The organism is Streptomyces koelreuteriae, from assembly GCF_018604545.1.
Classification (GTDB): Bacteria; Actinomycetota; Actinomycetes; order Streptomycetales; family Streptomycetaceae; genus Streptomyces; species Streptomyces koelreuteriae.
Window position 1 is genome coordinate 6,978,517 of record NZ_CP075896.1, and the last position, 13,246, is coordinate 6,991,762.

Genomic DNA, 13,246 nt, shown 5'->3' on the forward strand with positions numbered 1-13,246 from the left:
AGCCTTAGCTGCGGGCATGCGTGCCGCTAGGGGCGGCACGGGTGGGCGCAGCGGCACCCCGCCAGCGCGGGTGAGCGACACACCCGACCTCAGCCCGACGTCACCCCAGCCGCGCCGCCAACCCCCCAGTACAGCGCACCTCGTCACCAGCCGTGATCAGCAAGGCCTCGACGTCCGGCAGGGACTCCAGCCACGCCAACCCCTCCCGCGACCCCATCGCGAACGCCGCAGTGGCCCAGCAGTCGGCCCAGGTGAGTCGAGGGCCCACCACCGTCACGGCGACCAGGTCGGTCACGGCCGAGTGCCCCGTGCGCGGGTCGAGGATGTGCGCGCCCCGTTCCGCCGTACCGGACGTCGCCACGGACAACTCGTCCACCCCGGCGGCCGAGATGACCGCCGCGAGACCCCCCGGCCGCAACGGGTCCGACACCCCCACTCGCCACGGCCGCTGCGCCCCCGGCGCCCCGAGAAGCTGCACATCGCCGCCGCCGTTGACGCTCACCCCGCACACGCCCGGCACCGCCGACAACCGCCGGGCGGCCCGCTCGACCGCCCAGCCCTTGACGATGCCGGTCGGGTCGAGCCGGCCCTGGTACGTGGTGCTGAACCAGCCGTCGCTCAGCCGTTCCGCCTCGGCGGCCAGCTCCAGGACCTCGGCGACCTCGGGATCGCACTCCGCGACGGTCAGTTCACCGCGTTGCAGCCGGGCGATCTGGCTGTCCTCGCGGTAGGTGCTGAACACCTCGTCGACGCGGTGCAGTCCGGCGACGGCCTCGTCCAGGGCCGCGCGCACGGCGGCCGGTTCCCCGCCGCGGACGTCGAGGGAGAAGACGGTCCCCATCGTCTCTTCCACATGACGTGCCGCGGCGGGAGCCTGTGCGGAGTCGGCCACCGTGTCAGCCACCGGCCTGGTCCAGCGCCGACTGGAGGGACTGCTTGTAGCCCGCGCTGGTGTAGGTGGCACCGGAGACGGCGTCGATCTGCGCGTTCCCGGCAGCCACGGCGGCCTGGTTGAGGCGGGGGACGGAGGAGGAGGTGATCTGGTCGCTGCGTCCGCCCTTGGGGGCCTGGACCGCCTCGGCCTTGGTGATCTTCCCGCCCGCGACGGTGATCCGGACCTGGACGGGACCGTACTGGGTCTGCGCGGCCGTGCCCGTGACCGTCTTGGCCTGGGCACTGCCCGCCCCGGCACCCGCTCCCGCTCCCGCACCCGCACCTGCGCCCTGCCCGGAGTCCTGCGCGGCGCCGCCGCCCCCTGCCGGAGCCTTGTCCAGCGCGGACTGGAGCGACTTCTTGTAGCCCGCGCTCGTGTAGGTCGCGCCCGAGACGGCGTCGATCTGCGCGTTCCCGGCCGCGACCGCCGCCTGGTTGAGGCGGGGCACCGAGCTGGCGGTGATCTGGTCGCTGCGTCCGCCCTTGGGGGCCTGGACCGCCTCGGCCTTGGTGATCTTCCCGCCCGCGACCGTGACACGGACCTGGACCGGGCCGTACTCCGTCTGCACCGCGTCGCCGGTGAGCGTCTGGGCGTTGCCCGAGCCCTGCGCTGCACCGCCCGCGGCCTTGGCCTTGTCCAGGGCCGACTGGAGGGACTTCTTGTAGCCGGCGCTGGTGTAGGTGGCGCCCGAGACGGCGTCGATCTCCGCGCTCTGCGCCGCGACCGCCGCCTGGTTGAGGCGGGGTACCGAGCTGGCGGTGATCTGGTCGCTGCGTCCGCCCTTGGGGGCCTGGACCGCCTCGGCCTGAGTGATCTTTCCGCCGCTCATGGTCAGACGGACCTGGATCGGGCCGTACTCCGTCTGCTGCGCGTCACCGGTGACGGCGCCGTTCACGCCGCCCTGCGGCGCCTGCCCGGCCGCGGCGGGCGGGACCTGGCCGCCGGCCGCCTGGGCACCGCCCGGGTCGGAGGCCGGCTTCATGGACAGCAGCAGCACGATTCCGGAGACGGTGGCTGCGCCGGCGAGCACGGCACGCCGGACGGGGTGAGACTTCCTCATCGTTTCTCAAGCTCCTGAAGGGCCGTTGATGTCCCGTCGCTCACATCTCGAACGACTCGTGATGGATACGGCGGGCGGGGACTCCCGCGCCGCGCAGTGCTTCGTAGACCGACTGCGCGAAGCCGGGCGGCCCGCACATGAAGACGTCGTGGTCGTCGACGTCGGGGATCTTCCGCTGGAGGGACTCCGCGGAGATGTCGGGGCGCTCCCCGTCGGGGCTGTTGACTGCGTACATCAGCCGCGCGCCGCGCTCGTCGGCGATCTTGGCCAGCTCGCCCCACAGCGCCAGGTCCTGGGTGGTATTGGCCCGGTAGAGAAGGGTGATGTCGCCGGACGCGCCCGGCAGCGTCTCGAACAGGGCCCGCATCGGAGTGATGCCGACACCCCCCGCGACCAGCAGTACCTTGCCGCGGCTGCGGCGCTGCGCGGTCATCGCGCCGTACGGGCCCTCGGCCCACACCTTGGTGCCGGGCTGGAGCTCGCGCAGCCGGGACGTGTGGTCGCCGATCGCCTTGACGGTGATCCGCAGCATGTCCGGTCGGGGCGCCGCGGACAGGGAGTACGGGTGCGAACTGAAGCGCATGCCGGGCGCCTTGAACCGCCAGCGGAAGAAGTGCCCGGCCTCCGCGCCCATCCGGTGCAGCTTGCGCCCGCCGATCAGCACCGACACGATGCCCGGGGTCTCCTCGATGACCGCCTCGACCCGCATACGGTGCCGCAGGTTCAGACGGATCGGGGTGATGATCCGGTACCAGAGCACCAGCGCGGTCACCACGCCGTACAGCCCGTACCAGAAGGTCTTCGCGGCCGGCTCGACGGCGAACTCGTTGCCGGTCGTGATCTGGTGCCAGAACGTCATGTACACCGACACATAGGTGAGCAGGTGCACGTGGTACCAGGTGTCGTACCCGATCATCCGGCGCACCCCGCCGATCGAGAGGATCCCGATGACGAACAGCAGGCCCGTGCCGATGGCGGCCTTGCCCATGTCAGGCAGCTGGTTGATGGAGTCGGTCGTCTGCTGGACGATGTCGCCGAGTCCCTTGCCCGCCTGCAGGGCGTAGCCCCACATGGTGAGGAAGACATGCGCGAGGACCAGGCAGAGCGTGTAGCGGCCGGTCATGGCGTGCCAGCGGGCGACCCGGTCGGTACCCACCCGGCGCTCCAGCGCGGGCACCCGGGCCATCTGGAGCACCACCAGCGCCATGAGATAGCCGGCGAGCAGGCCGGTGATCCGGCCGGCGGCCAGGATCTTGCTCGCGTTGTCCGCGAGGGACGGTGTGTTGTCCCACCACAGCCACAGCACGGCCGCCGCTCCCGCCCACAGGGCGATCAGCAGCGGGACGGCCGGGGAGCGGCGCGGGCGGATGCGGCGCATCGTCTGGCGACGGGCGGCACGGCCGCCTGCGAGCGTGGTGGTCACGGTTCCTCCGTGGGGACTTGACCCTTGGCCCACAGATACGTGTCGGGACACGGGAGTGTTCAGCCGCGTACCGAGTCATGTGCGGACGGAAGTGACCGGCGGTAATACGCCCGCGCGCCCGCTTGGCGTCCCCGCGTCAGTAGCGCGTGACGCCGGTGGTGCCGCTCTTCGTCCCGACGGCGATGTGGGGATGCTTCGCCGGATCGGCCCAGACGAGGATCCGCCGCATCGCGTCCCTCGGCACGGAGACGCAGCCGGCCGTCGCTCCCCGCCCGTCGACATGCAGGAAGATGCCCGCGCCACGCCCCCGGACGGGACGCTCGTAGTTGAAGTCGATGACCAGCGCGTACGCGTACTGCGCCCGGTAGGTGATGAGCTGCTCGGACTCGGCGGCCCGGCAGTCGGCCGCGCGCGGCTCGGTCCAGCGGTTGTAGGAGCGGGAGTCGTTGTCCTGGCACCACCAGGAGTCCCGGTGCACCCGGCGGTAGGTGTACGCCGTCCCCCGCGGCGCCGCCTTGATGCCGAAGGCGTACGGCAGTCCGTACAGGCCCGTGGGTGTGGTGTCGGTGCCCTGCCTGCGGGCGGTGCCCTCGACGAGGCCGTTCGCTCCGAAGCGCGCGGGCGCGGAGCCGGCCTTCACCCACCGCCCGCCCTTGCGGTCCCACCAGGTGACCGTGCCCTTGGTGGAGGCCCGCTCCGGGGCCACCGCGGTGAGGAGCTGGGTGCCGCCGCCGGTGTCCGCCATCCGGTCCGGCAGGGGCGCCGCCTGTGCGGGCGGCACGGCCCCGAGCGTGAGGAGGGAGGAGACGGCGAGGGCGACGGCACCGGGGCGCATGTCTCAGACCGTAGAGGGAGGCAGCGGCAACGGCAGCCCGGGTAGTCCGTCCAGGCTGGTCGCGATGTGTTCCTTCTTGGTGAAGTAGGCGTCGAGCGAGGCGTCGTCCTCGCGCGCGAAGCGCTTGGAGTGCAGATCGCGCTCCGCCTCGTACTCCATGAAGGGCACCGCGTAGCCGCAGGTGTCACGGACGAGTTCGGCCGTCACGACGATGATCGCGCGCAGGCCGTGCTGGGACGGGTCGATGTCCGGGAAGCGGGCGAGGAGTTCCCCGAAGCGCGGGTCGTCGCGGAAGACCGGCTCGCCCCGCCCGTGCACGCGGACGATGTTCGGCGGGCCCTGGAAGGCGCACCACATCAGGGTGATCCGCCCGTTCTCCCGCAGATGGGCGATGGTCTCGGCGTTGGAACCGGCGAAGTCGAGGTAGGCGACGGTGTGCTCGTCGAGCACCGCGAAGGAGCCCTTGAGCCCTTTGGGGGAGAGGTTGACCGTGCCGTTGGCGGACAGGGGAGCGGTGGCGGTGAAGAAGACCGGCTGCGCCTCGATGAACGAGCGGAGCCGGCCGTCTATGCGCTCATGAGTCTTTCCCATGTCAAACGATTATGGGCGCAGGTCTTTCGACTGTCTAAGGAATTATGAGCGAGGGGCCCGTGGCCGCCCCGGCCGGCGCTCACTCGGGGCGGCCACAGCGCCTGTCACCTCACTGGTTGAGCTGGCAGGCGGCGAAGGCCTCGAGGCCTTCGGGCTTCTCGGCGGCGCGGCCGATGGCGGTCTCGATGCGGTTGAGGGCGGCGACGCGCTTGTCCTCCAGCGGGCCGAGGATGGCGTTCTGGACGAAGTTGGGTCCGCCCTGGCCGACGGTGTCGACGAGGCGCTTGTTCGCCTCCGCGATCTGGGTGTCCAGCTGCGCCAGGTTGCGGTCGACCTCGGCCTGCGCGGAGGCGGGGATCGCGGGCAGCTCGCCGGTGACGTCCGGGCAGCTGATGGCACCGGCGCCGGCGTTCCCCGCCTCGCCCGCACCCGCGCCCGCGTCCTCGCCGGCACCCGCACCGGCCTCGGCACCCGCACCCGCTTCGGCTCCGGCCTCGGCGCCCGCCTCCGCTCCGGCCTCGGCGCCCGCACCTGCCTCGGCACCGGCCTCCTCACCGGCGCCCGCCTCGCCTTCGGCCGCCTCGCCCGCCCCGGCGCCGCCGTCGGCGTCGAGCTGGCAGGCGGCGAAGGCCTCAAGCCCCTCGGGCTTCTCGGCGGCGCGGCCGATGGCGGTCTCGATGCGGTTGAGGGCGGCGACGCGCTTGTCCTCCAGCGGGCCGAGGATGGCGTTCTGGACGAAGTTGGGTCCGCCCTGGCCGACGGTGTCGACGAGGCGCTTGTTGGCCTCCTGGATCTGGGTGTTCAGCTGGGCGAGGTTGCTGTCGACCTCCGCCTGCGCCGAAGCGGGCACCGCGGGCAGCTGCCCGGTGACGTCCGGGCACGAGATGGTGCCGGGGCCCGCCAGCGTCCGGGCGTTCGTCCCACCGCTCGCGGGCGTCTCCTCCCCGGCGAGGGCGAAGCCGGCGATCACCGTGCCGGACAGTGCCACCGCGGCGGCGCCGCCGATGAACGCGACGCGACGCTTGTTGTACTTCGGAAGAGCCCTGGACATGCGGATGCCTCACTAGGGGTCGGGGGACGGGGGTGTCCTCGGTGTGCTGAAACGCGGCGCCTGCGTTCGGCGAGAGGTACGAGTAAGCGGTTTCCCGCGTTCAAAGGATCTTCAAATTCTTCTCGGCCTGACCAATAACCGCTGTCGGCTTCGCGCCCGGACCCGCATCGGATTGACGAATCATGCAGCGCTCTGCATACTCATGCAGGTCGGTATTCGCAGTATGAGGGGAAGAACCCGTGACCGAGCGCGTCGTACTCGCCTACTCAGGCGGTCTTGACACCTCCGTCGCCATCGGCTGGATCGCCGAGGAGACGGGCGCCGAGGTCATCGCGGTCGCGGTCGACGTCGGCCAGGGCGGCGAGGACCTGGACGTCATCCGCAAGCGCGCGCTCGCCTGCGGTGCCGTCGAGGCCGAGGTGGCGGACGCCAGGGACGAGTTCGCCGAGGAGTACTGCCTCCCGGCGATCAAGGCCAACGCCCTCTACATGGACCGCTACCCGCTGGTCTCCGCCCTGTCCCGGCCGACGATCGTCAAGCACCTCGTCGCCGCCGCCCGGAAGCACGGCGCCACCACCGTCGCCCACGGCTGCACCGGCAAGGGCAACGACCAGGTCCGCTTCGAGGCCGGCATCGTCGCCCTCGCCCCCGACCTGAAGTGCATCGCCCCGGTCCGCGACTACGCCATGACCCGCGACAAGGCCATCGCCTTCTGCGAGGCCAAGGGCCTGCCGATCGCGACCTCCAAGAAGTCGCCGTACTCCATCGACCAGAACGTCTTCGGCCGCGCCATCGAGACCGGCTTCCTCGAGGACATCTGGAACGCGCCGATCGAGGACATCTACGAGTACACCGAGAACCCGGCTCTCCCCCGGGAGCCCGACGAGGTGATCATCTCCTTCAAGGAGGGCGTCCCGGTCGCGGTCGACGGCAGGCCCGTCACCGTCCTCCAGGCGATCCAGCAGCTCAACGAGCGCGCCGGCGCCCAGGGCATCGGCCGGATCGACATGGTCGAGGACCGGCTCGTCGGCATCAAGTCGCGCGAGGTCTACGAGGCCCCGGGCGCCATCGCTCTGATCACCGCCCACCAGGAGCTGGAGAGCGTCACCGTCGAGCGTGAACTCGCCCGCTACAAGCGCGGCGTCGAGCAGCGCTGGAGCGAGCTGGTCTACGACGGTCAGTGGTTCTCCCCGCTCAAGCGCGCCCTGGACGGCTTCGTCGACGAGGCGAACCAGCACGTCACCGGCGACGTCCGGATGACCCTGCACGGCGGCCGCGCGGTCGTCACCGGCCGGCGCTCGCAGCAGTCGCTGTACGACTTCGACCTCGCGACCTACGACACGGGCGACACCTTCGACCAGTCCGCGGCCAAGGGCTTCATCGACATCTACAGCCTGTCGTCGAAGATCGCGGCGAAGCGCGACCTCGCGTAGGCGTTCACGGGACCCGGCCCGGGCGTATAAAGGTCTTCGTCCTACGGCCCGCATCCACAGGTCCGCGTCACATCCACACCTCTCTAGGAGCAACGCAAGTGAGCAGCAACAGCGGTGACGTCCGGCTCTGGGGCGGCCGTTTCGCCGACGGTCCCGCCGAGGCCCTGGCGAAGCTGTCCGCGTCCGTCCACTTCGACTGGCGGCTCGCGCCGTACGACATCGCCGGTTCGCGTGCGCACGCGCGCGTGCTGCACAAGGCAGGACTGCTCACGGACGACGAGCTGACGAGGATGCTCGAAGGCCTGGACCGGCTCGAAGCGGACGTCGCCGACGGCTCCTTCGTCGGCACCATCGCCGACGAGGACGTGCACACCGCGCTGGAGCGCGGCCTGCTGGAGCGGCTCGGCCCCGACCTCGGCGGTAAGCTGCGCGCGGGCCGCTCCCGCAACGACCAGGTCGCCACCCTCTTCCGGATGTACCTGCGCGACCACGCCCGGGTCGTCGGCGGCCTGATCGCGGAGCTCCAGGACGCCCTGATCGGCCTCGCCGAGGCGCACCCCGACGTGGCGATGCCCGGCCGTACGCACCTCCAGCACGCGCAGCCGGTCCTTTTCGCGCACCACGTCCTGGCCCATGTCCAGTCCCTCTCCCGGGACGCGGAGCGACTGCGCCAGTGGGACGCGCGCACGGCCGTCTCGCCCTACGGCTCGGGCGCCCTGGCGGGTTCGTCCCTCGGCCTGGACCCGGAGGCGGTGGCGAAGGACCTCGGGTTCGAGCACGGCTCCGCGGGCAACTCCATCGACGGTACGGCCTCGCGTGACTTCGTCGCCGAGTTCGCCTTCATCACGGCGATGATCGGGGTCAACCTCTCCCGGATCGCCGAGGAGGTCATCATCTGGAACACGAAGGAGTTCTCCTTCGTGACCCTGCACGACGCGTTCTCCACGGGCTCGTCGATCATGCCGCAGAAGAAGAACCCGGACATCGCGGAGCTGGCCCGCGGCAAGTCCGGCCGTCTGATCGGCAACCTGACGGGCCTGCTGGCCACGCTCAAGGCCCTTCCCCTCGCGTACAACCGCGACCTCCAGGAGGACAAGGAGCCGGTCTTCGACTCCATCGACCAGCTGGAGGTCCTGCTGCCGGCCTTCACCGGCATGATGGCCACCCTCACGGTCCACCGCGAGCGCATGGAGGAACTGGCCCCGGCAGGCTTCTCCCTCGCCACGGACATCGCCGAGTGGCTGGTCAAGCAGGGCGTCCCCTTCCGCGTCGCCCACGAGGTCGCCGGCGAGTGCGTGAAGGTCGCCGAGGCGGAGAACAAGGAACTGGACGAGCTGACGGACGAGCAGTTCGCCAAGATCTCCTCCCACCTGACCCCCGAGGTCCGCACCGTCCTCAACGTCCCCGGCGCCCTGGCCTCCCGCAACGGCAGGGGCGGCACGGCCCCGAGCGCGGTCGCCACCCAGCTGACAGAGGTGAAGGCGGACGTGTCGGCCCAGCACGAGTGGGCAGTGGCCAAGAAGCAGGCCTGAGGGAATCGCCCTCTAGGGGCGCGGGGAACTGCGCGACAAGCCCCCACAACCCCGCACCCGCAAAACACCGCAAGTCCCGAGCTCTGAGGCGAAGGTCATCGCGGGTTACGTTGGGTCGAAGCCGAACCGGAGCCGACCGAACGGAGCCCGCGATGCCCTTCGCCCGCCTCGCGACCGCAACCACTCCCACCTGTCACATCGGACTAGGCCTCGCCGCCGTAGGACGCCCGGGCTACATCAACCTCGGCCGAGACGAAGACCTCGGAGAAGACCGCAGCGTAGAGACACTCCGCAACCGCACCCACGAACTCCTCGACGCCGCATACGCCCAAGGCGTCCGCTACTTCGACGCCGCCCGCTCCTACGGCCGCTCGGAGGAGTTCCTCGCCGACTGGCTCCACGCAAGGCCCGCCTTCGACGACATCGTCGTCGGCAGCAAGTGGGGCTACACCTACACCGCCGACTGGTCCACCGACGCCGACCACCACGAGGTCAAGGACCACGCCCTGCCCACCTACGAACGGCAGCGCGCGGAGAGCGACGAGCTGCTCGGCGACCGGCTCGACCTCTACCAGATCCACTCGGTGACCCCGGACAGCCCGGCCCTCACCGACAAGGAACTGCACGCGAAGCTCGCGGAGGCCGCGGCCCAGGGCCTCACCATCGGCTTCTCCACCAGCGGCCCGGCCCAGGCGGACGCCATCCGCGCCGCCCTCGCCGTGACGGTCGACGGCGAACCCCTCTTCCGTACCGTCCAGTCCACGTACAACGCGCTGGAGACCTCCGCCGCGCCCGCCCTCGCCGAGGCGCACGACGCCGGGCTCACCGTGATCGTCAAGGAGGGCATGGCCAACGGCCGGCTCGCCGGGCCGCACGCCCCGGACGTACTGCGGGAGGTCGCCGAGGAAGCGGACCTTGGCTGCGACGCCGTCGCCCTCGCCGTGATCCTGCGACAGCCCTGGGCCGGTGTGGTCCTATCCGGCGCCGCCACCACCAACCAGCTCGCCTCGAACCTGCACGCCGCGGCCGTCGACCTCGACGACGACCAGCTGACCCGCCTCGCCACGCTGGTCGAGGAACCGCACGCGTACTGGGAGCGGCGCGGTCAGCTGCCCTGGCACTGAGCGCTGAGTACTGAGCATCACCTCTCCGTAAACCGCCGGCCGTGAGCCAAGCATGCCCGGGATGAGACATCATTGTCTCATCTGGGCTATGCTCGTCTCATGGCTGTCGATCCTGATCACGTGCTGCGCGCCGCCGCGGCCCTGCTGACCCGTAAATCCACCGCGACCATGGACGAGGTCGCCAAGGCCGCCGGGATCAGCCGCGCCACGCTGCACCGCCACTTCGCCGGACGGGACGTCCTCGTCCGCGCCCTGGAGTCGCTGGGCATCGCGGAGTGCGAGGCCGCCCTGGACGCGGCCCGGCTCGACGAGGGCACGGCGAGCGACGCCGTACGCCGACTGGTCGGGGCCATCGAGCCCGTCGCCGGACTGCTCGCGTTCCTCTACTCCGAGAACCAGTTGTTCGAGGGCGAGGAGATGAACGCGGGCTGGACCCTGATAGACGACCGGATCTCCGCCCTGTTCCGGCGCGGCCAGCTCGGCGGCGAGTTCCGTATCGACCTCACCCCGGCCTGGCTCACCGAGGCGCTCTACGGCCTGATGGCCTCCGGCGCCTGGATGGTGCACAGCGGCAAGGGTGCCCCCAAGGACTTCCAGCACATGATCGTCGAGCTGCTGCTCGGCGGCGCACTACGGAGAGAGGAACCATGACCAGCACCTTGCAGACGGCGGAAGCGACCGAGGCGGTGAAGCGCCCGGGCCGCTGGCTCGCACTCGCCGTCCTCGTGCTCGCCGTGCTGCTGGTGGCCGTCGACGCGACCGTGCTCGGTCTCGCGACCCCCTACATCAGCGAGGACCTGAAGCCCTCCGGCACACAGCTGCTGTGGATCGGCGACGTCTACTCGTTCGTCATCGCCGGTCTGCTCGTCTCCATGGGCAGCCTCGGCGACCGCATCGGCCGCAAGCGGATCCTGCTGATCGGTGCCACGGCGTTCGGCGCGATATCCGTGTTCAACGCCTATGCCACCACCCCCGAGATGATGATCGTCGCGCGGGCCCTGCTGGGCGTCGCCGGTGCCACCCTGATGCCGGCCACGCTCGCGCTGATCCGCAACCTCTTCCACGACCCGCGCGAGCGCAGTCTCGCCGTCGGCATCTGGGGCGCCACCGCCTCCGCCGGTACGGCCGTGGGCCCGATCGTCGGCGGGTTCCTGCTGGAGCACTTCTGGTGGGGCTCGGTCTTCCTGATCAACCTGCCCGTGATGGCGGTCCTGGTCCTCGTCGGCATCAAGCTGCTGCCCGAGTCGCGGACCGCGAACGCCGGGCCCTGGGACCTGGTCAGCGTCGTGCTGTCGCTGGTCGGCATGGTCGGTGTCGTGTACGCGATCAAGGAGGCCGCCACCCACGGCTTCGCCTGGGCCACCCTGGCCGCCGGTCTGCTGGGCGCGGCCGCCCTGTACGGGTTCGTACGCCGTCAGCTCACGCTCCCCGCCCCGCTGCTGGACATGCGGCTGTTCCGCCACCGCGGCTTCAGCGGAGCCGTACTGGCGGACCTGCTGACCATTCTCGGCCTGTCCGGGCTGGTGTTCTTCCTCTCCCAGTACCTGCAACTTGTCCAGGGCAGGCGCCCCTTCGAGGCGGGTCTGGCCGAGCTGCCCGCCGCCATCGGCGCGGTGGTGGCCGGACTGGCCGCGGGGCGCGCGGCCCGCCGTTTCTCGGTGCGGGCCGTCGTCGCCGGGGGTCTGGCGGCGATCGGCCTGGCGCTGGCCGCGCTCACGGTGATCGGCCAGACCACCGGCTACCCGCTGCTCGGGTCCGCGCTGCTGGTCGTCGGCGTCGGTGCCGGTCTCTCCTTCACGGTCACCGCCGACGTGATCCTCTCCAGCGTGCCCAAGGAGCAGGCGGGCTCCGCCTCGGCCGTGTCCGAGACGGCGTACGAACTCGGCGCGGCCCTCGGTATCGCCGTGCTCGGCTCCATCGTGACCGGCGTCTACCGCGACTTCACCGGCCCGGCGGGCACCCCGGCCGCGGCCCACGAGTCACTCGGCGGTGCCGTCGAGGCGGCCGCGAGCATGCCCGCGCACAGCGCGGCGGTGATGCTGGACGCGGCCCGCACGTCCTTCGTCGACGGCCTGGCCCTCGCCGCCGGGGTCGGCGCGGCGGTCCTGCTGGCCGCGGCGGTGGCGGCGTGGTTCCTGATGCGGGGGCAGCGACTGGAGAGCGGGACGGAACACTGAGAAAGCCCGCGGGGGTGTGAGAGCTTGTCGCCCTCACACCCCCGCGGCCCGCAGAACTAGGCGGCTTCCTTGGCCTTGCTGGCGTACATGTCCACGTACTCCTGCCCGGACAGCCGCATGACCTCGCTCATCACCGAGTCCGTCACGGCCCGCAGCACATAGCGGTCCCGGTCCATCCCCTCGTACCGGGAGAACTCCATCGCCTCACCGAACCGCACGGTGACCTTGCCCGGGCGGGGGAGACCCGCGCCGCCCGGCTGCAGCCGGTCCGTGCCGATCATCGCGAACGGCACCACCGGCGCGCCCGTCATCAGCGTGAGCCGGGCGATACCGGTACGCCCCCGGTACAGCCGCCCGTCGGGCGAGCGGGTGCCCTCCGGGTAGATGCCGAACACCCGGCCCTCGTCCAGCACCCGGCGCCCGGTCATCAGGGCCGCGACCCCGCCCCGGCCGCCGTCGCGGTCGACCGGGATCATGCCGACGCCGGTGAAGAACCAGGCCATCAGCCGGCCCTTGAGGCCCTTGCCGGTGACGTACTCGTCCTTGCCGATGAAGAACACCTGCCGGTCGCAGACCAGCGGCAGGATCATCGAGTCGATGAACGTCAGGTGGTTGCCGGCCAGGATGACCGGACCGTCGCCGGGAATGTGCTCCGCACCTTCCACCTGTGGGCGGAACATCAGGCGCATGACCGGACCGAGCACTGCCTTGATGAGCGCGAAGCGGGACAACGGACCCTCCGGTGTCAAGGGAATCTGTATGAGTATGTGCAGGTGGGGACGATACTCGTGGCCCCGGGGGTCGCGCACATCGGGCACGACGACTTAACCGAGGCCTTACGCACTGTTGACGCGTGTTTACCTGCGGTGGCGCCTCATCGGCGGTCTGTAACCCGGCCGCCATGATGTGACGGACATCGCCTCGGACGCCACCGGACGCGTTCCCAGAACCGCCGCGCCGAATCGAACGGGGTGCGACGAATCGTCAGATCACCCTCCCCACCAGCCACTACGACATCCGGCGTCACCCGCGTGTTCCGCGCGGGGTCTCCCACCCGTCATGTACGCGCCCCTACGATCAGCCCGC

The 13,246-nt window shown here is 71.0% G+C and carries 12 protein-coding genes; 5 read left to right on the forward strand and 7 right to left on the reverse strand.

Annotation, left to right across the window (positions count from 1 at the left end; all coding sequences use genetic code 11):
* Positions 1-100: 100 nt before the first annotated feature.
* The 6 genes from KJK29_RS31455 to KJK29_RS31480 all read right to left on the reverse strand — a co-directional run bounded on the left by KJK29_RS31455 (position 101) and on the right by KJK29_RS31480 (position 5,894).
* Entirely contained in the window at positions 101-841 is a 741-nt protein-coding gene (locus tag KJK29_RS31455; protein WP_215124527.1) for an FAD:protein FMN transferase, read from the reverse strand.
* Between the two features lie 55 nt (positions 842-896).
* Positions 897-1,994 carry an FMN-binding protein gene (locus tag KJK29_RS31460; protein WP_215122553.1) on the reverse strand — a complete coding sequence of 366 codons (1,098 nt, stop codon included), beginning with the start codon at positions 1,992-1,994 and terminating at the stop codon, positions 897-899.
* Positions 1,995-2,034: 40 nt separating this feature from the next.
* Positions 2,035-3,417: a ferredoxin reductase family protein gene (locus KJK29_RS31465; protein ID WP_215122554.1), complete on the reverse strand. Its 1,383-nt coding sequence runs from the start codon at positions 3,415-3,417 to the stop codon at positions 2,035-2,037.
* A 136-nt stretch (positions 3,418-3,553) separates the two neighbouring features.
* Positions 3,554-4,252 (reverse strand): L,D-transpeptidase family protein, encoded by a 699-nt coding sequence (locus KJK29_RS31470; RefSeq protein ID WP_215122555.1) that lies wholly within the window; start codon positions 4,250-4,252, stop codon positions 3,554-3,556.
* A 3-nt stretch (positions 4,253-4,255) separates the two neighbouring features.
* Complete coding sequence (locus tag KJK29_RS31475; protein WP_215122556.1) at positions 4,256-4,843, reverse strand: pyridoxamine 5'-phosphate oxidase family protein; 588 nt, start codon at positions 4,841-4,843, stop codon at positions 4,256-4,258.
* Positions 4,844-4,952: 109 nt separating this feature from the next.
* On the reverse strand, positions 4,953-5,894 hold the full coding sequence (locus KJK29_RS31480; RefSeq protein ID WP_215122557.1) for a hypothetical protein: 942 nt from the start codon (positions 5,892-5,894) through the stop codon (positions 4,953-4,955).
* Positions 5,895-6,133: 239 nt separating this feature from the next.
* Here KJK29_RS31480 and KJK29_RS31485 point away from each other — a divergent pair, with 239 nt between their 5' ends.
* From KJK29_RS31485 to KJK29_RS31505, 5 genes are all read left to right on the forward strand, one after another.
* On the forward strand, positions 6,134-7,327 hold the full coding sequence (locus KJK29_RS31485) for an argininosuccinate synthase (protein WP_215122558.1): 1,194 nt from the start codon (positions 6,134-6,136) through the stop codon (positions 7,325-7,327).
* 98 nt (positions 7,328-7,425) lie between these two features.
* Entirely contained in the window at positions 7,426-8,859 is a 1,434-nt protein-coding gene (gene argH, locus KJK29_RS31490) for an argininosuccinate lyase (protein WP_215122559.1), read from the forward strand.
* Positions 8,860-9,011: 152 nt separating this feature from the next.
* A complete protein-coding gene (locus tag KJK29_RS31495) occupies positions 9,012-9,983 on the forward strand; it encodes an aldo/keto reductase (RefSeq protein ID WP_215122560.1) in 972 nt (323 codons plus the stop codon).
* Between the two features lie 99 nt (positions 9,984-10,082).
* A complete protein-coding gene (locus KJK29_RS31500) occupies positions 10,083-10,634 on the forward strand; it encodes a TetR/AcrR family transcriptional regulator (RefSeq protein ID WP_215122561.1) in 552 nt (183 codons plus the stop codon).
* Positions 10,631-12,160: an MFS transporter gene (locus KJK29_RS31505; protein ID WP_215122562.1), complete on the forward strand. Its 1,530-nt coding sequence runs from the start codon at positions 10,631-10,633 to the stop codon at positions 12,158-12,160. The genes KJK29_RS31500 and KJK29_RS31505 overlap by 4 nt, the downstream gene beginning before the upstream one ends.
* A 56-nt stretch (positions 12,161-12,216) precedes the next feature.
* On the opposite strand, the gene KJK29_RS31510 is transcribed toward KJK29_RS31505, so the two are convergent.
* The gene (locus tag KJK29_RS31510) at positions 12,217-12,891 is read right to left on the reverse strand and encodes a lysophospholipid acyltransferase family protein (protein ID WP_215122563.1); all 675 of its coding nucleotides are present in this window, start codon (positions 12,889-12,891) and stop codon (positions 12,217-12,219) included.
* Positions 12,892-13,246: the final 355 nt, after the last annotated feature.